Source organism: Streptomyces cavernicola, from assembly GCF_029968035.1.
In the GTDB taxonomy this organism is placed as follows: domain Bacteria; phylum Actinomycetota; class Actinomycetes; order Streptomycetales; family Streptomycetaceae; genus Streptomyces; species Streptomyces cavernicola.
In genome coordinates this window covers 186,007-203,825 of the sequence record NZ_JASCIQ010000011.1, presented here as the reverse complement: position 1 = coordinate 203,825, position 17,819 = coordinate 186,007, and the positions used below count along the sequence as shown (strand labels likewise).

The 17,819-nt window shown below is 71.5% G+C and carries 14 protein-coding genes; 9 read left to right on the top strand and 5 right to left on the bottom strand.

Annotated elements, in window-relative coordinates:
• Positions 1–94: 94 nt before the first annotated feature.
• Together QIS96_RS13235 and QIS96_RS13230 are read right to left on the bottom strand one after the other, a co-directional pair.
• Entirely contained in the window at positions 95–1,750 is a 1,656-nt protein-coding gene (locus tag QIS96_RS13235; protein ID WP_282542710.1) for an acyl-CoA dehydrogenase family protein, read from the bottom strand.
• Positions 1,751–1,840: 90 nt separating this feature from the next.
• Positions 1,841–2,449: a TetR/AcrR family transcriptional regulator gene (locus tag QIS96_RS13230; RefSeq protein ID WP_282542709.1), complete on the bottom strand. Its 609-nt coding sequence runs from the start codon at positions 2,447–2,449 to the stop codon at positions 1,841–1,843.
• A 116-nt stretch (positions 2,450–2,565) separates the two neighbouring features.
• Here QIS96_RS13230 and QIS96_RS13225 point away from each other — a divergent pair, with 116 nt between their 5' ends.
• Positions 2,566–4,083, top strand: a complete 1,518-nt coding sequence (locus tag QIS96_RS13225; RefSeq protein WP_282542708.1) for a class I adenylate-forming enzyme family protein — start codon at positions 2,566–2,568, stop codon at positions 4,081–4,083.
• Positions 4,084–4,259: 176 nt separating this feature from the next.
• Positions 4,260–5,654 carry an MFS transporter gene (locus QIS96_RS13220; RefSeq protein WP_282542707.1) on the top strand — a complete coding sequence of 465 codons (1,395 nt, stop codon included), beginning with the start codon at positions 4,260–4,262 and terminating at the stop codon, positions 5,652–5,654.
• Positions 5,655–5,700: 46 nt separating this feature from the next.
• On the opposite strand, the gene QIS96_RS13215 is transcribed toward QIS96_RS13220, so the two are convergent.
• Positions 5,701–6,540, bottom strand: a complete 840-nt coding sequence (locus QIS96_RS13215; RefSeq protein ID WP_282542706.1) for a helix-turn-helix domain-containing protein — start codon at positions 6,538–6,540, stop codon at positions 5,701–5,703.
• A gap of 109 nt (positions 6,541–6,649) precedes the next feature.
• On the opposite strand from QIS96_RS13215, the gene QIS96_RS13210 reads away from it, so the two are divergent.
• On the top strand, positions 6,650–7,030 hold the full coding sequence (locus tag QIS96_RS13210; RefSeq protein WP_282542705.1) for a cupin domain-containing protein: 381 nt from the start codon (positions 6,650–6,652) through the stop codon (positions 7,028–7,030).
• Positions 7,031–7,137: 107 nt separating this feature from the next.
• Here QIS96_RS13210 and QIS96_RS13205 read toward each other — a convergent pair whose 3' ends face one another.
• Positions 7,138–9,051: a helix-turn-helix domain-containing protein gene (locus tag QIS96_RS13205; protein WP_282542704.1), complete on the bottom strand. Its 1,914-nt coding sequence runs from the start codon at positions 9,049–9,051 to the stop codon at positions 7,138–7,140.
• A 102-nt stretch (positions 9,052–9,153) separates the two neighbouring features.
• Complete coding sequence (locus QIS96_RS13200) at positions 9,154–10,017, bottom strand: 3-hydroxybutyrate dehydrogenase (RefSeq protein ID WP_282542703.1); 864 nt, start codon at positions 10,015–10,017, stop codon at positions 9,154–9,156.
• Positions 10,018–10,246: 229 nt separating this feature from the next.
• Between QIS96_RS13200 and QIS96_RS13195 the strand changes: the two genes are divergently transcribed.
• The 6 genes from QIS96_RS13195 (at position 10,247) to QIS96_RS13170 (ending at position 17,816) form a co-directional block, all read left to right on the top strand.
• On the top strand, positions 10,247–10,486 hold the full coding sequence (locus QIS96_RS13195; RefSeq protein WP_282542702.1) for a hypothetical protein: 240 nt from the start codon (positions 10,247–10,249) through the stop codon (positions 10,484–10,486).
• On the top strand, positions 10,483–10,572 hold the full coding sequence (gene kdpF, locus QIS96_RS13190) for a K(+)-transporting ATPase subunit F (protein WP_282542701.1): 90 nt from the start codon (positions 10,483–10,485) through the stop codon (positions 10,570–10,572). Before QIS96_RS13195 ends, kdpF begins: the two co-directional genes overlap by 4 nt.
• Before the next feature lie 8 nt (positions 10,573–10,580).
• A complete protein-coding gene (gene kdpA / locus QIS96_RS13185; RefSeq protein ID WP_282542700.1) occupies positions 10,581–12,245 on the top strand; it encodes a potassium-transporting ATPase subunit KdpA in 1,665 nt (554 codons plus the stop codon).
• Between the two features lie 131 nt (positions 12,246–12,376).
• A complete protein-coding gene (gene kdpB / locus QIS96_RS13180) occupies positions 12,377–14,551 on the top strand; it encodes a potassium-transporting ATPase subunit KdpB (protein ID WP_282542729.1) in 2,175 nt (724 codons plus the stop codon).
• Between the two features lie 24 nt (positions 14,552–14,575).
• The gene (locus QIS96_RS13175) at positions 14,576–15,247 is read left to right on the top strand and encodes a potassium-transporting ATPase subunit C (protein ID WP_282542728.1); all 672 of its coding nucleotides are present in this window, start codon (positions 14,576–14,578) and stop codon (positions 15,245–15,247) included.
• Positions 15,248–15,302: 55 nt separating this feature from the next.
• Positions 15,303–17,816 (top strand): sensor histidine kinase, encoded by a 2,514-nt coding sequence (locus tag QIS96_RS13170; protein ID WP_282542699.1) that lies wholly within the window; start codon positions 15,303–15,305, stop codon positions 17,814–17,816.
• The last annotated feature ends 3 nt before the right edge of the window (positions 17,817–17,819 follow it).

Below are 17,819 nucleotides of genomic sequence, written 5' to 3'. Positions count from 1 at the left end.
GGCGCACACGTGGCGGGCGCACACGTGGCGGGCGCACACGTGGCGGGCGCACACGTGGCGGGCGGGGCCCAGGCGGCCCCGCCCGCCGTGCCGCTCAGGCGGGCAGTCGCTGCAGGATTCCCGCGAAGTCCGTGCCCGGGGACAGCGTGCCGAAGGCGAGGCCCTGGTCGCCGGCCAGGCGGGACGCGCAGAACGCGTCGGCGACGGCGGCGGGCGCGTGCCGTACGAGGAGGGAGCCCTGCAGGACGAGCGCCGCGCGTTCGATGACGCGGCGGGCGCGCAGCGGGGCGTCCTCGGTGAGGGAAAGGTGGTTCTTCAACTCCCGCCAGGCGGCGTCGAGTCGGGCGTCGGCGCCGCTCGCGGACTCGATCTCCGCACGGAACGCCTCGAGGGACTCCGGCTCGCGGGTCAGCGCGCGCAGCATGTCGAGGGCGTTGACGTTGCCGGAGCCCTCCCAGATGCCGTTGAGGGGGGCCTCGCGGTAGAGGCGCGGCATGCCGGAGGCCTCGTCGTAGCCGTTGCCGCCGAGGCACTCCAGGGTCTCGGCGACGAGCGCGGGCTGCCGCTTGCACACCCAGTACTTGGAGACGGCCGTGGCCAGGCGCAGGAAGGCGCGCTCCTGGGAGTCGCCCCGCTGCGCCCGGTCGGCGGCGCCGGCGAGCCGCAGGCCGAGGGTGGTGGCGGCCTCGGACTCCAGGCCGAGGTCGGCGAGGACGTTCCGCATCAGCGGCTGGTCGATGAGCTTCGCGCCGAAGACCGAGCGGTGCCGGGTGTGGTGGGCGGCCTGGGCGAGGGCCTCGCGGATGTGTCCGGCGGAGCCGAGGACGCAGTCGAGGCGGGTCATCGTGACCATCTCGATGATGGTGCGCACCCCCTTGCCCTCGGCCCCGACGAGCCAGGCCACCGTGTCGTCGAACTCCGGCTCGCTGGACGCGTTGGAGCGGTTGCCGAGCTTGTCCTTGAGGCGCTGGATGCGGAACGTGTTGCGGCTGCCGTCGGGCAGGACGCGCGGCACGAGGAAGCAGGAGAGGCCGCCGGGCGCCTGGGCGAGCACGAGGAACAGGTCGTTCATCGGGGCGCTGGTGAACCACTTGTGGCCGCGCAACCGCCAGGTCCCGTCGGCCTGTTCGGTCGCGGTGGTGGTGTTGGCGCGGACGTCGGTGCCGCCCTGCTTCTCCGTCATGCCCATCCCGGCGAGCAGCCCGCGCTTGCCGGTGGGGGTGCGCAGGCCCGGGTCGTAGACCGTGCTGGTGAGCAGCGGTTCGTACGTCTTGGCGAGTTCGGGTGCGTTGCGCAGGGCGGGGACGACGGCGTACGTCATGGAGACCGGGCACATGTGGCCCTGCTCCAGCATGGTGGCGACCATGAACGTGGCGGCGCGGGCCACATGTGCGCCGGGCCGTTCGTCCGCCCAGGCGGAGCCGGCCGCGCCGGCGCCGACGGTGGCGGTCATCAGGGAGTGGTATGCGGGGTGGAAGTCGACCTCGTCGACGCGGTGGCCGTAGCGGTCGTGGGTGCGCAGTTCGGGCTCATACCGGTTGGCCTGGTCGGCCCAGGTGCGGGCCTCCTCGCTGCCGGCGTAGCGGCCGAAGCGGTGCAGGTCGTCGAGGTGCCAGTCGGCGCCCTCGCGGCGGACGCCCTCCGTCAGGACCGGGTCGTCGGCGGCGTCGTGGCCCGTCAACGGCGGTGCCTGGTTGGTGACTTCGTGCGTCGCGGCGGTGGGGCGGCTGGTCGGCGCGGCCGTCGTCATGTGGGGCTCCTCCATAGGGGTTCGCGGGTCGGGCGCGAGAGGCGGGCGCAGGGGGTCGGGCGCGGGGGGTCGGGCGCGGGGCGCGGGCGGTCAGTTATGTGGTGCGCCCACACAGCGCAGGGTCATGGCGGTCAGTTCGGCGACGAGTTCCTCGACGGCGCTCGACTCGGGAGCGCCCAGCGGGTCGACGAGCACCTCGCCGATCGCGCCGCTGAGCGCGGCCGCGGTGATCTCGCCGTTCTGCCGGGGCAGTCGGCCCGATGCCATGCCCTCCTGCACCGCCTCGGCGAAGAGCGAGCGATAGCGGCGCCGGAACTCCAGGCGTTCGGCGCCGACCGCGGGTTCGGCGGGGGCGGCGAGCAGGGCGTACGCGAGGCCGCGGTTCTCCAGGGCGCGGCGGGCGAAGACCTCGACGGCGCGGCTGAGGCGCTCGACGGGCTCGCCCGGCGCGTGCAGGACCTCGCCGAGCACCTCCACCTCACGGCCCGCCGCGAGCCGGAACACCTCGACGGCGAGCGCGGCTTTGGACGGGAAGTGCTGGTAGACGGAGCCGGCGGCGATCCCGGCGGCGTCGGCGACCGCCGAGACGGAGGCCTGCGCCCAGCCCACCTCGGCGACGACTTCGGTGGCACAGGCGACGAGCCGCTCGCGGGCGGCTTCGAGGCGACGGATCTCGGCAGGGGTCTTGCGGTAGGCCATGAAAGAAGTGAACCATCATTCATAGCTTCCCGCACAGCCCCGCCCCGGCTCCGGCCCGGACTCCGCACACCCCGGCCTCCGGCCTCGACACCGGCCCCGCTCGTCAGGAGAACGCCATGCACCTCAGCACCCTGCTGGACAACGCCGTCCTCTCGGCGGGCGACAAGGAGGCCGTCGTCCACCGCGAACAGCGCTGGACCTACCGGGAGTTCGCGGACGCGGCCCGGCGCGCCGCGACCGTGCTGCGGGACGCGGGGCTGCGCTCGGGCGACCGGCTCGCGGTGATGACGTACAACACCCCGGCGTTTCTGTTCGCGGCCTTCGGCGCCTGGTATGTGGGGGCCACCCTTGTGCCCGTCAACCACAAGCTGCAGACGGCCGAGGTGGAGCGCCAACTGCGGCACTGCGGGGCCGGGTTGGCGCTTGTGGACGCGGAGATCGGGGAGCGGGCGACCGCCGCGGACGCTCCGGTGCGCTGGCTGGTCAGCCACCCGGACGCCGGCGCGGACGCCCGCCCCGACGACTCCTTCGAGTCCCTCGTGGCGGCCGCCGAGCCGTGGCGGGGCGAGACCGGCCCGGACAGCGACATCGCGCAGATCCTCTACACCTCCGGCACCTCGGGCCGCCCCAAGGGCTGCGTGCACACACATCGAGGCATCGCCATGGCCGCCACCTACACAGCGGCGACCGTCCCGCTCCGCCGCGACGAGCGCTTCCTGATCTGCATGCCGATCTGGCACGCGTCGCCGCTCAACAACTGGACGCTCAGCAACCTGCTGCTCGGCGCGACGGTCGTGCTGCAGCGCGAGTACGAGCCGCGCGAGATGCTGGAGACCATCCAACGCGAGCGGATCACCGCCCTGTTCGGCGCGCCGATCGCGCTGATCGCCCCGGTGCAGACCGTCCCGGACTTCGCCGACTTCGACGTGTCCTCCGTACGCGCATGGATCTACGGAGCGGGCCCGCTGGACGCGGACACCGCGCGCCGCCTGATGAAGGCCTACGGCTCGGACGACTTCCACCAGGTGTACGGGATGAGCGAGATGGGGCCCGTCGGCTCGTGCCTCTCCCCCGCCGAGCAGGTCGAAAAGGCCGGCTCGATCGGCCGCGGCGGTATGCCCGGGGTCGCGCTGCGGGTGGTGCGGCCCGACGGGGCCGACGCGGAGGCCGGGCAGACCGGCGAGATCTGGCTGCGTTCGGACACCCGCATGGTCGGCTATCTCGACGACGAGGCGGCCACGGCCGAGGTGTTCGCCGGGGACTGGTACCGCAGCGGCGACCTGGGGCGGATCGACGCCGACGGGTTCGTCACCGTGGTCGACCGGATGAAGGACGTGATCATCACCGGCGGCGAGAACGTGGCATCCCAGGAGGTCGAGGGCGTGCTGCGCAACCACCCCGACATCCTCGACGTCGCCGTTGTGGGCCGGCCACATCTGCAGTGGGGCGAGACGGTCGTCGCCGTGGTCGTGCCGCGCGCGGGCGCCGAGTTGGACCTGGCGGGGCTGCGGGCCTGGCTGGAGACCCGGCTGGCCCGCTACAAGATCCCGCGCGAACTGGTCCTCCGCCCCGAACTGCCGCGCACGCCCTCGGGGAAGGTCACCAAGCACGTGCTGCGCGCGGAGCTCTCCTGAGGGGCCGGTGGCGAGCGCTATGGCCACCCGCCATAACTACCCACCGAACTATGGTGTCCCACCACATGTGCCACTGATCTGCGTGTTCCTACCTTGTGCCAGCACGTACCTGCAGACATGTACGGCAGACACGTACGGCAGACACTCGTCCCGCTCACCGCCTGGAAGTGGTGCACATGGCCTCCGCAGCAACCGATCCACCAACACCCGCCAACCTCAAGCGCATTGTCGCGGCGAGCCTGATCGGCACGACGATCGAGTGGTACGACTTCTTCCTGTACGGCTCGGCCGCCGCGCTGGTCTTCAACCAGCTGTTCTTCCCCGAGTCCGACCCGCTGGTCGGCACCCTCCTCTCGTTCCTCACGTACGCCGTCGGCTTCGCCGCCCGCCCGCTCGGCGCGCTGGTCTTCGGCCACTACGGCGACCGGCTCGGCCGCAAGAAGCTGCTTGTCCTCAGCCTCCTGATGATGGGCGGTGCGACCTTCGCGATCGGCCTGCTGCCCACCCACGCGACTGTGGGCACCGCCGCGCCGATTCTCCTGACCGTGCTGCGCCTGGTGCAGGGCTTCGCGCTCGGCGGCGAGTGGGGCGGCGCCGTACTCCTCGTCTCCGAGCACGGCGATGCCCGCCGCCGCGGCTTCTGGGCCTCGTGGCCCCAAACGGGCGCGCCCGCGGGCCAGTTGCTCGCCACCGGCGTGCTCTCCGCGCTGACCGCGCTCCTCTCCGATGCGGCGTTCGTCGCCTGGGGCTGGCGCATCCCGTTCCTGCTCTCCGGCGTCCTGGTCGTCGTCGGCCTCTGGATCCGGCTGTCCGTGGACGAATCCCCGGTCTTCAAGGAGGCCCTGGCCCGCGCCGAGGCGAAGAAGGCCGCCGCCCGGGACGAGCAGCAGGTGGAGAAAATGCCGCTGGTCGCCGTCATGCGCCACCACTGGCGGGACGTCCTGATCGCCATGGGCGCCCGCATGGCGGAGAACATCAGCTACTACGTCGTCACGGCCTTCATCCTTGTCTACGCCACCACGGCCGCCGGAGTCTCCAAGCAGACCGCCCTCAACGCCGTACTCATCGCCTCTGCCGTGCACTTCGCGGTCATCCCGGGCTGGGGCGCGCTCTCGGACCGGATCGGCCGCAGGCCCGTCTACCTCTTCGGCGCGGCCGGTGTCGGCGCCTGGATGTTCCCGTTCTTCGCCCTCATCGACTCCGGCACGTTCGGCAGCCTTCTCCTCGCCGTCACCGTCGGACTGATTCTGCACGGCGCGATGTACGCGCCCCAAGCGGCCTTCTTCTCCGAGATGTTCGCGACCCGGATGCGGTACTCCGGCGCCTCCATCGGCGCCCAGTTCTCCTCCGTCGCCGCGGGCGCCCCGGCCCCGCTGATCGCGACCGCGCTGCTCGCCGACTACGGCAGCTCCACCCCCATCGCCCTGTACGTGATCGCGGCGGCTCTTCTCACCCTCCTCGCCGTCGGCGTGGCCCGGGAGACCCGCCACCGCGACCTCGCCGAGGTCGACCCGCACACGCCGGCCGCCCCGGAGGACTCCCCGGAAACGGCGAACGCCCGCACGGCCTGAGCCGCCCAGGCGCCCTCTGTCGCCGCGCCCCGTCAGGCTCGACCGGTCACCGCCGACCGCCGAACCGGACGGGGCCGGTGGGCGTGCGCTGGTAGCGCGCGGGGGTGGTGCCCACGTGGCGGGTGAAGTGCCGGTTCAGGTGAGCCTGGTCGTGAAATCCCACGGCTGTGGCGACTTCGGCGGGCCGACGGCCGTCGAGGAGGAGCCGACGTGCTCGTTCGACGCGTCTGCCGGTGAGGTAGGTGTGCGGCGGCAGGCCGTAGGTCTGCTTGAAGCAGCGGATCAGATGGGTGGGGTGGGCGTGCAGGACCGCGGCGGCCTCGTGCAGGGTCATGCCGCTGTGGATCCGTGAGTCCAGTAGTTCCCGCAGCTGGGCGGCGAGCCGGTTCGCCGCACGCCCCGGCGTTCGGGGCCGGAGCGCGTCGAGGTGGAAGTGGAGCCGCTCGCGGATGAGCGAAAGGCGGGACTCGGCTTCGAGTTCGTCCCCGGCGTGGGCGAGAGCGGTGTGCAACTGGTCGATCCGGTGGCGCAGCAGCCCGTCGCTGAAGACCGGCACGTCCACCGCGCGGCCGGCCAGACGGTGCGGGAGTACGGAGTCGTCCAGGTAGAGGTTGCGCTTGCGGAAGCCTGACGCCGTGACGGTCCGACCGTCATGGGGAACGCCCGGCGGCAGCAGGAGCACGCTGGCGGCGCCGGTCGCCCCGTGGCGGTGGCGGTCGAGCGCGAAGTCGACCGCCCCGTCGTCGAGGATCATCAGGTCCCAGGTGTCGTGGGTGTGGGACGGGTACGCGTGGTCCGTGAAGTGGGCGTGGAAGACCTCGGCGATCCCTGGGACGGACGGCCTCCAGGCGTTGATCGACGTGCGGGGCTGGTCTCCTGTTGCCATGCCAGGAACGTACAAGACGGGCGGAGTCCGGGAACGGCAGGCTCGTCACGTCGGCCGGAAGGCCCGAGCAGACGCTCGCTGTCGTCCCGGCCCTGAGAAGGGATACCGCATGTCCGAGTCCGCCGCCCCCGCTGTTCCTGTCAATCTCGCCGAGAAGCTGTCGCAGTTCAGTGAGCTGTGGTCGCAGAAGAAGGTGGCCGCGCTCAACGACTACGAGGTCAAACTCGCCAAGGTGAAGGGGGAGTTCGTCTGGCACACCCACGAGGACACCGACGAACTCTTCCTCGTCATCAGCGGGCGGCTCACCATCCAGCTCCGGGATGGCGATGTGGTGCTCGAGCCCGGCGAGTTGTTCGTGGTTCCCCGCGGAGTCGAGCACTGCCCCGTGGCGGACGAGGAGACCGCGATCCTGTTGCTCGAACCGGCGGGAACCCTCAACACCGGTGATGCGGGCGGGCCGTTGAGCAAGGCGGCCGAGGTCCTCGACTGACCCACGGGGCGCGGCGAGCCGCGCCCCCCATTGCACCACCCCACCTCACTGCACCATCCCACCTCACTGCACCGCCCCGCCCCACTGCCGCCGTACCGCAGACCGCCCTACCTTTCGGCCGCGCTCCCCAACCGGTGCAGCCGCAAGGCCAGTTGGATCTCCAGGGTTCGGGACGGGGTCTGCCAGTCCTCGCCGAGGAGGTGGGCGATCCGTTCCAGGCGTTGGGCGACCGTGTTCACGTGGACGTGGAGGCAGTCCTTCGTCCGGGCCGGGCTCATGCCGGAGGCGAAGTAGGCGTCGAGGGTGCGGACCAGGTCGGTGCCGCGGCGTTCGTCGTACGCGACAAGGTCGCCGATCGTGCGGCGCACGAAGCCTGATATGTCCCGGCCGTCCGAGAGCAGCAGCCCGAGGAACCCGAAGTCCTCCGCGGCCGCGCCCTGCCCCGCGCGTCCGAGGAGTCGGAGCGCGTCCACGCAGCGCCTGGCCTCCGCGTACCCCGCGGAGACCGCCTCGGGGTCGGCCGCGGGGGCCTGCACGGGGCCGGAGGCGCCGACGGTGACCGGCTCGCGGGCCGATGCGCTGAGGCACTTGGCCGCCTCCTGGGCCAGCTCGGCGGCGGTGCCGGCCTCTTCGACGGGGAGCAGCAGGACCGTGCCGCCGTTGCGTTCGGCGGCCAGGCCGTGGCGGGTGGCGGCGAGGTGGGAGGCCGCGGCCCAGAGTCGGCCGCGGGACTCGCCCTCGCGGTCGCCGGCCGTCGTGCCGGAGCCCGGGTGTGCGGCGAGCACCACGTGCGGGGAGTCCAGGTCGGCGTCCAGGCGCGCGGCCCGTTCGCGCAGCAGCCGGGGGTCGTGGTCCCGGCCGTCGAGGAGGTCGTCGAGGAGTTCGCCGCGCACCCGCCGCTCGGCCTCGCCCGCTGAGCGGCGGGCGAGCAGAAGCAGCGAGGTGACCATCGCGGCACGCTCCAACGTGCGTTGGTCGACCGGGTCGAGGGCGGGGTGGCCGCGCATGACGAGGGCGCCGAGGAGTTCGCCGCCTGCGGCGACCGCCGCGATCCAGTCGTCCCCGTGCGGCACGGCGTGGCCGTCCGCGCGGGACCATTCGAGGGCCGCCGCCGGGGCGTCGGCGCTCTCCCTGAACTCGACCGTCCCGTCGAGGACTTCGGACACCGCCGCCGCGACGTCCTGCACTCCGCCGCCGCGCAGCACGAGTTGGGCCAGGCGGTCGTGCACGTCGGAGGCGCGCTCGATGACTCCGCTGCGGTCCCGGATGATGTCGCTGGCGTGCTCCAGATCCGCCAGGGCCGTGCGGGTCTCGGCCAGGAGGTTCGCCGAGTCGATGGCCGCGGCCGCGAGGGCGGCGAAGGAGCGGACCAGGGCGATCTGCTCCCGCTCGAAGACGCGCGCCCGGCGGTCGGCGGCGAACAGCACGCCGATCACTTCCGTGCCGAGGAGCAGCGGCACTCCGAGGATCGCGACCAGGCCCTCGTCCTCCACCGCCGTGTCGATGGACCGGGTGTGGCGGAAGCGCTCGTCCCGGAAGTAGTCCTCGGTCACATAGGGCCGGGCCGTCTGGGCGACGAGGCCGCCGAGCCCCTCCCCCATGCCGAGCCGCACCTGCTGGAAGCGGGCCGACACCGAGCCTTCCGTGACCCTCATGTACGTGTCTCCGGCGGTCGGGTCGTTCAGCGACAGGTACGCGATGTCCGTGCCCAGCAGGGAACGCGCCCGGTGGACGATCGCCTGCAGCACCTCGTCCAGGTCCCGCAGGCCCGCCAGGTCGTGCGCGGTCTCGAACAGCGCCGACAGCTCCGCCTCCCGCCGTCTGCGGCCTTCGAGCTCCGCCCGCACCCGCAGCGCGAGCAGCTTGGCGCGCTCAAGGCCGGCGAGCCGGTCTTCGGACACGCCCTCGGCGCGAGCCAGCTGCAGCGGCTGCTCGTACGCCTCGGCGTCGGCGTCCCGCGCGAGCAGCTCGAGGAAGGGGGCCTCCGCACTCACAGCGGTCGGCAGGTGATCGATGGACATGAGGACAGCATGACCGAAACGGCCGACAGCGCCGCCAGGCCTGTGGATAACTCCTTTCCGAGTGCGTGCCGGGGGTGCCGGGGGGCCAGCGATGCCGGGGCGTCAGTGCGCCGTCCACCCACCGTCGACGACCAGCGACGTGCCGGTGATGAACGAGGACTGGGGCGCGCACAGGTACGCCACCGCCTCGGCGACCTCGGCCGGCTCGATCAGCCGCTTCACCGCGCTGTCGCGCAGCATCACCTCCCTGAGCACCTGCTCCTCGGGAATGCCGTGCGCGGCCGCCTGGTCGGCGAGCTGCTTCTCCACCAGGGGCGTACGGACGTACCCGGGGTTCACGCAGTTCGACGTCACGCCGTACGGGGCGCCTTCGAGCGCCGCCGTCTTCGACAGCCCTTCGAGCCCGTGCTTGGCGGCGACGTACGCGGATTTGTACGGCGAGGCGCGCAGCCCGTGCACGGACGAGACGTTGACGACGCGGCCCCAGCCCTGTGCGTACATGTGCGGCAGCGCGCCCCGCAACAGGCGGAAGGGGGCTTCGAGCATCACCGTGAGGACGGTGTGGAAGACCTCGGGCGGGAACTCCTCGATGGGGCGGACCAGTTGGAGCCCGGCGTTGTTGACCAGGATGTCGCTGCCCGCGGCGGCGCTCTCGGCGGCGTCGAGGTCGGTGAGGTCGAGCGGGTACGCGTCGATGCCGCCGGCACCGGCGTCGGCCGTGCACTCGCGCCCCCGCTCGTACTCGTACTCGTGCTCGTACGCCTCGACGAGCGCGTCCAGGCCGTCCGCGTCCCGGTCCACCGCCCTGACCCGTGCCCCGGCCGCGGCCAGGCGCAGTGCGCAGGCGCGGCCGATGCCCGAGGCCGCTCCGGTGACGAGCGCGGTGCGGCCGGTCAGGTCGGCGGAGACCGTGCGGCCTGCGGGTTCGTCGGAGGGTGTGGTGCGGGTGATGGGTGTGGCGGTCATGCAGGCACCCTAGGCAGCGCATCGGGCCGCCCACATGTGGTCAGCACCCATACTTCGGGGCTGAAAGCTGGGTTCCGACCACGTGATTCGCCTCGGCGGGACGGAACCGGCGACGCCGTGCCGCGCCCTCGCCGAGGCCCCGCCAAGGCCCCGTCAAGGCATCGCTAGGGCCCCGTAAACGCGCAGGCCGTCCTCGTATGGGTGACGTCAAGGAGGGGACCGGCTCCGTATGGGAGCCGTCAACGGCGGCTGTGGGCGGCTGAAAAGGCGCTTTCCTCTAACCGTTCTTCCCGTTCAACGTCCCTGCCCGTTCAACGGCTCCGCCCGTTCAACGTCCTGGTCGTTCAACGTCCTACTCGTTCCGAGCCTCATCGAGGAGCTTGCGATGGCCGACGTGGCCTTCGTCGTCGCCATGGTCGCGGTGTTCGCGCTGGTGGCCTTCATCGCCAAGGGGGTGGCAAAGCTGTGACTGTCGAGAACATCGTCGGCCTGATCGTGGCCCTGTCCCTCCTCGGCTATCTCGTTCTCGCCCTCATCGATCCGGAGAGGTTCTGAAGCCGGACATGAGTCCCGTACTTTCCGGCGTGCTCCAGCTGCTCGCTCTCATAGCCGCGCTGGCGCTCGCCTACCGTCCCCTCGGCGACCACATGGCCAGGGTCTACTCGTCCGACCGGCATCTGCGGGTCGAGAAGTGGATCTACCGGGCCGTCGGCGCCGACCCCTCCGCCGAGATGCGCTGGCCCGCGTACCTGCGCGGAGTGCTCGCCTTCTCGGCGGTGAGCGTCCTCTTCCTCTACCTGCTGCAACGGCTGCAGGGTGTCCTGCCCGGCTCGCTCGGCTTCGCGTCGATCGACCCTGACCAGGCGTTCAACACCGCCGCGTCCTTCGTCGCGAACACCAACTGGCAGTCGTACTACGGCGAGCAGGCCATGGGCCACGTCGTGCAGACCGGCGGTCTCGCAGTGCAGAACTTCGTCTCGGCCGCCGTCGGCATGGCCGTCGCGGTCGCGCTCGTACGCGGCTTCGCCAGGTCGCGTACCGGTGAACTGGGCAATTTCTGGGCCGACTTGGTGCGTGGAGTCGTACGTGTTCTGCTGCCGATCGCCGTTGCCGGGGCGCTGGTACTGGTCGCCTGCGGGGCGATCCAGAACTTCGCCGGGATTCACGAGGTCGGCCAGTTCGGGGGCGGTACGCAGCAGTGGCAGGGCGGCGCCTATGCCTCGCAGGAGGTCATCAAGGAGCTGGGCACCAACGGCGGCGGCCTCGCCAACGCCAACTCCGCGCACCCCTTCGAGAACCCGAACCCCTTCTCCAACCTCTTCGAGGTCTTCCTGATCCTGCTGATCCCGTTCGCGCTGACGCGCACCTTCGGCCGTATGGTCGGCTCGCTGAAGCAGGGGTACGCGATCCTCGGCACGATGGCCGTGATCTGGATCGGCTTCACCGCCCTGATGATGTGGACCGAATTCGCGGGCAGGGGCGCGGCGTTCGAGATCGCGGGCGGTGCGATGGAGGGCAAGGAGACGCGTTTCGGCATCGCGGGATCGGCGATCTTCTCGGTCGCCACGACGCTGACCTCGACCGGCGCGGTCAACTCCTTCCACTCCTCCAACACCGGCTTCGGCGGCGGGCTCAACCTGCTCGGCATGCAGCTCGGCGAGATCGCGCCCGGCGGCGTCGGCTCCGGCCTCTACGGCATGCTGATCATGGCGATCATCGCGGTGTTCATCGCCGGTCTGATGGTGGGCCGTACGCCGGAGTACCTGGGCAAGAAGATCGGCACCCGTGAGATCAAGCTCGCCGCCTGCTACATCCTGGTCACCCCGGCCCTCGTCCTCGGCTTCACCGCCCTCGCCCTCGCCCTGCCCACCCCGGCGAACTCGATGACCAACTCGGGGGCACACGGCTTCTCCGAGATCCTGTACGCGTACACGTCGGGCGCCAACAACAACGGTTCCGCGTTCGCCGGGCTCAACGCCGACACCCAGTGGTTCAACAGCACGATCGGCGTCGCGATGCTGCTCGGCCGGTTCCTGCCGATGGTGTTCGTCCTCGCGCTTGCCGGTTCGCTGGCCGAGCAGCGGCCGATCCCGGCCACCTCGGGCACCTTGCGTACCGAAAAGCCGCTGTTCACCGGCCTGTTGGTGGGCACCATCGCGATCGTCGCGGGGCTCACCTACTTCCCGGCCCTGGCCCTCGGCCCGCTCGCGGAAGGACTCGCGGCATGACCACCGACACGACCCGGACCACCGGAACCGCCGGGACCGCCGGGACCGCCGGGATCACCCGGACCGCCGACGACCACACCGGCGAAGGCACCGGCGAAGGCCCCCAGCCGCACGAGAAAGCAGCAGCACAGATGCCGGACGCCACGTCCACCATGCCCCCGCCCCGGCCCCCGTCCGGCGACGCCGGGCCACTGGCCGAGCACCACGAAGAGCACCATGTAGAGCACCACGAGCAGCAGCACGAGGAGCAGAAGCGACGCCGGCCGGGCGCAGGGCTCTTCGACCCCCGCCAGCTGCTCCGGTCGCTGCCCGACGCGTTCCGGAAGCTCAGCCCGCGTGTCATGGTCAAGTCCCCTGTGATGTTCGTGGTGTTGATCGGCTCGGTGCTCACCACCGCCCTCGCTGTGGCGCATCCCGGGGACTGGTTCGGCTGGGTCATCACGGCCTGGCTGTGGCTCACCGTGCTCTTCGCGAACCTCGCGGAGGCCGTCGCCGAAGGCCGCGGCAAGGCGCAGGCCGACACGCTCCGCAAGGCCAAGACCGACAGCGTCGCCCGGCGCCTGACCGAGGCCGGTGGCGGCGGCGAGGAGCAGGTTCCCGGCGCCGACCTGCGTATCGGCGATCTGGTGGTGTGCGAGGCGGGCGATGTCATCCCCGGCGACGGCGACGTGGTGGAGGGGGTGGCGTCGGTCGACGAGTCCGCCATCACCGGCGAATCGGCCCCGGTCATCCGGGAGTCGGGCGGCGACCGCTCGGCCGTCACGGGCGGTACGAAGGTGCTCTCGGACCGCATCGTCGTCAAGATCACGACGAAGCCCGGCGAGACGTTCATCGACCGCATGATCAACCTGGTCGAGGGCGCGGCACGGCAGAAGACGCCCAACGAGATCGCCCTGAACATCCTCCTGGCGTCCCTGACCGTCGTCTTCCTGCTCGCCGTCGTCACGCTGAAGCCGTTCGCGATCTACGCGGGGGCCGACGGGCAGACGTCCCTGATCGTGCTCACCGCGCTGCTCGTCTGCCTGATCCCGACGACGATCGGCGCGCTGCTCTCCGCGATCGGCATCGCGGGCATGGACCGCCTCGTCCAGCGCAACGTACTGGCCATGTCCGGCAGGGCAGTTGAGGCAGCGGGTGACGTGTCGACGCTGCTGCTCGACAAGACCGGCACCATCACCCTCGGCAACCGTCAGGCCGCCGAGTTCGTGCCGGTCAAGGGCGCAACGGAGGCCGAACTCGCCGACGCCGCCCAGTTGTCCTCCCTGGCCGACGAGACGCCCGAGGGCCGCTCCGTCGTCGTACTCGCGAAGGAGAAGTACGGCCTTCGCGAGCGGCACCAGGGCGAGCCGGCCGAGGCGGAGTGGATCCCGTTCACGGCGCAGACCCGGATGTCCGGCGTGGACGTCGACGGCCGCAAGGTCCGCAAGGGCGCGACCGGTTCGGTCCTCGCCTGGGTCGAGGAGCACGGGGGCGAGGTCGCCGAGGACGCGCGGGCGCTCAACGACCGCATCTCGCAGGCCGGCGGCACCCCTCTCCTCGTGGCCGTCCAGGACGCCGACGGGGCACGGGTGTTGGGCGTGATCCATCTCAAGGACGTCGTCAAGGACGGGATGCGCGAGCGGTTCGACGAGCTGCGCCGTATGGGCATCAAGACCGTGATGATCACCGGCGACAACCCGCTCACGGCGAAGGCCATCGCGGAGGAGGCGGGCGTCGACGACTTCCTCGCCGAGGCCACCCCCGAGGACAAGATGGCCCTGATCAAGCGGGAGCAGGCGGGCGGCAAGCTCGTCGCGATGACCGGCGACGGCACCAACGACGCGCCCGCGCTCGCGCAGGCGGATGTGGGCGTCGCCATGAACACCGGCACGTCGGCCGCGAAGGAGGCCGGCAACATGGTCGACCTCGACTCGGACCCGACGAAGCTGATCGAGATCGTCGAGATCGGCAAGCAACTCCTCATCACCTGGGGCGCGTTGACGACGTTCTCCATCGCCAACGACGTCGCGAAGTACTTCGCGATCATCCCGGCCATGTTCGCGGTGGCGTACCCGTCGCTCGACAAGCTCAACATCATGGGCCTGGCCTCGCCCGAGTCGGCGATCCTCGCCGCGGTGATCTTCAACGCGCTGGTCATCGTCGCGCTCGTGCCGCTGGCGCTGAAGGGCGTGCCGTACCGGCCGATGAGCGGCGACCGGATGCTCCGCCGCAACCTCGGGATCTACGGTCTGGGCGGGCTGATCGCCCCGTTCATCGGCATCAAACTCATCGACCTGCTCCTCTCCCTCGTCCCCGGGCTGCGTTAACCGAAAGGCATGTGGCTGACCGCCATGAACAACTCCCCAGGAAACACCGCCCGGTTGATCGGGGCGGGCCTGCGCGCCCTCCTCGTACTGACCCTGGTGACCGGCGTCCTCTACCCCCTCCTCGTGACCGGCGTCGCCCAGGCCGTCTTCGGCGACCAGGCGAACGGCTCCGAGGTCAAGGACTCGACGGGCCGGGTCGTGGGCTCCGAACTCATCGGCCAGCGCTACGACTTGCCCCTGAAGAAGGGCCAGGACACCCCGTCGCCCGACCTGCGGTGGTTCCAGCCCCGGCCCGCCAACGGCCTGGGCACCAACACCGTGAACCGGCAGTACGAGCTGCTCCTGTCCGGCGCCACCAACCGCGCCGGCGACAACGCAGAGTTGATCCGGTGGGTCAAGGACGCCAAGGCCGCCGTGGTGAAGGACAACTCCACGGCCGACCACAAGGTCAAACCGTCCGACGTACCGGCGGAGGCCGTGACCTCCTCCGGGTCCGGCCTGGACCCGCACATCTCCCCGCAGTACGCGAAGCTCCAGGCGCACCGGGTCGCGGCGCGGAACCACCTCGACGTCACCGCGGTGGAGAAGCTGGTCGACGCACACACCGACGGCCGGGTACTCGGCTTCATGGGCGAGCCCCGCGTCAACGTCCTCGAACTGAACATCGCGCTCAAGGACATGGCCGCGAAGCACTGACCACAGGAGAAGCACTGATCACAGGAACGGATCGAGAAGCGGGCGGTACGACGACATGGCACGCGGAAAGCTCCGGATCTACCTCGGCGCGGCGCCGGGCGTGGGCAAGACCTACGCGATGCTCTCGGAGGGGCACCGCAGGGTGGAGCGCGGCACGGACTGCGTGGTCGCCTTCGTGGAGCACCACGGGCGGCCGCGCACCGAGGTGATGCTGCACGGCCTGGAGCAGGTCGGCCGCAAGGAGGTCGAGTACCGGGGCTCGGTCTTCACGGAGATGGACGTGGCCGCGGTCCTGGCGCGCCGCCCCAGGGTGGCCCTGGTCGACGAGCTGGCCCACACCAACGTCCCCGGCTCGCGCAACGCCAAGCGCTGGCAGGACGTCGAGGAGCTTCTCGCCGCGGGCATCGACGTGGTGTCGAACGTCAACGTGCAGCACCTGGAGTCGCTCGGCGACGTCGTCGAGTCGATCACGGGGGTGCGGCAGCGGGAGACCGTGCCCGACGAGGTGGTGCGCCGCGCCGACCAGATCGAGCTGATCGACATGGCCCCGCAGGCGCTGCGGCGGCGCATGGCGCACGGCAACATCTACCGCCCGGAGAAGGTCGACGCGGCCCTCGCCAACTACTTCCGGCCCGGAAACCTCACCGCGCTGCGGGAGTTGGCGCTGCTCTGGACCGCGGACCGGGTCGACGAGTACCTGCAGGAGTACCGCGCCGAGCACAACATCTCCCGCATCTGGGGCTCCCGGGAACGCATCGTCGTCGGCCTCACCGGGGGTCCGGAGGGCCGTACGCTCATCCGCCGCGCGGCCCGCCTCGCGGAGAAGGGCGCGGGCGGCGAGGTCCTCGCGGTGTACATCGCGCGCAGCGACGGGCTGACCTCCGCCTCGCCCAAGGAGCTGGCGGTGCAACGCACCCTGATCGAGGACCTGGGCGGCACGTTCCACCATGTGATCGGCGACGACGTGCCGACGGCGCTCCTGCAGTTCGCGCGCGGCGTCAACGCCACCCAGATCGTCCTCGGCGTCTCCCGGCGCAGGCCCTGGCAGTACGTGTTCGGTCCCGGGGTCAGCGCGACGGTGGCCCGTGGCTCGGGGCCCGACCTGGACGTGCACCTGGTCACCCATGACGCGATGGGCAAGGGCCGCGGACTGCCCGCGGCGCGCGGCACGCGCCTCGGCCGGTCGCGGAGCCTCTGGGGCTGGGCGATCGGGGTGGCCGGTCCCGTGCTGCTCACGCTGCTGCTGAGCGGGGCGGCCCCGGACGTCGGCCTCGCCAACGACATGCTGCTGTTCCTGACGCTGACGGTGGCGGCGGCGCTGCTCGGCGGGCTGTGGCCGGCCCTCACGTCGGCGGCGGTCGGCTCGCTGCTGCTCAACTGGTTCTTCACGGAGCCGCTGCACACGCTGACCGTCGCGGACCCGAAGAACGTCCTCGGGATCGTCGTGTTCTTCGCGGTCGCCGCCTCGGTCGCCTCGGTCGTCGACCTCGCCGCCCGGCGTACGCAGCAGGCGGCGCGGCTGCGGGGCGAGTCGGAGATCCTGTCCTTCCTCGCCGGGAGCGTGCTGCGCGGCGAGACCACCCTCGACGCGCTCCTCGAACGCGTCCGCGAGACCTTCTCCATGGACTCGGTGGCCCTCTTCGAGCGTGCCGACGACACCGCCCCGTGGAGCTGCGCGGGCCGCACCGGCCCGGCCGACGTGCCGCCGGCGCGGCCCGAGGACGCCGACGTGGACATGCCGGTCGGCGACCGCATGAGCCTCGCGCTGTCCGGCCGCGTCCTGCCCGCCGAGGACCACCGCGTCCTCGCCGCCTTCGCCGCGCAGGCCGCCGTCGTGCTCGACCGGCAGCGCCTGAAGGCGGCGGCGGACCAGGCCCGCGCCCTGGCCGAGGGCAACCGCATCCGCACCGCCCTGCTCGCGGCCGTCAGCCATGACCTGCGTACGCCCCTCGCGGGCATCAAGGCCTCGGTGAGCTCGCTGCGCTCCGACGACGTCGACTGGTCCGAGGAGGACCGGGCCGAGCTGCTCGAAGGGATCGAGGAGGGTGCCGACCGGCTCGACCACCTCGTCGGTAACCTGCTCGACATGTCCCGGCTGCAGACCGGCACGGTCACGCCGCTGATCCGCGACACCGACCTCGACGAGGTGGTCCCGATGGCCCTCGGCGGCGTGCCCGAGGACTCCGTCGCGCTGGACGTCCCGGAGACCCTGCCGATGATCTCGGCCGACAAGGGCCTGCTCGAACGGGTCGTCGCCAACGTCGTCGAGAACGCGGTCAAGTACAGCCCCGAAGGCGTACGCGTCCTGGTGGCCGCGAGTGCCGTGGCCGAGCGGGTGGAGCTCCGGGTCGTGGACCGCGGGCCCGGCGTGCCCGACGAGGCGAAGGACCGCATCTTCGAGCCCTTCCAGCGCCACGGCGACGCACCGCGCGGTGCGGGCGTCGGCCTCGGCCTGGCGGTCGCCCGCGGCTTCACCGACGCGATGGGCGGCACCCTCACCGCCGAGGACACCCCGGGCGGCGGCCTCACCATGGTCCTCACCCTGCCGGCGGCCCCGACTCCCTCCTGAGCC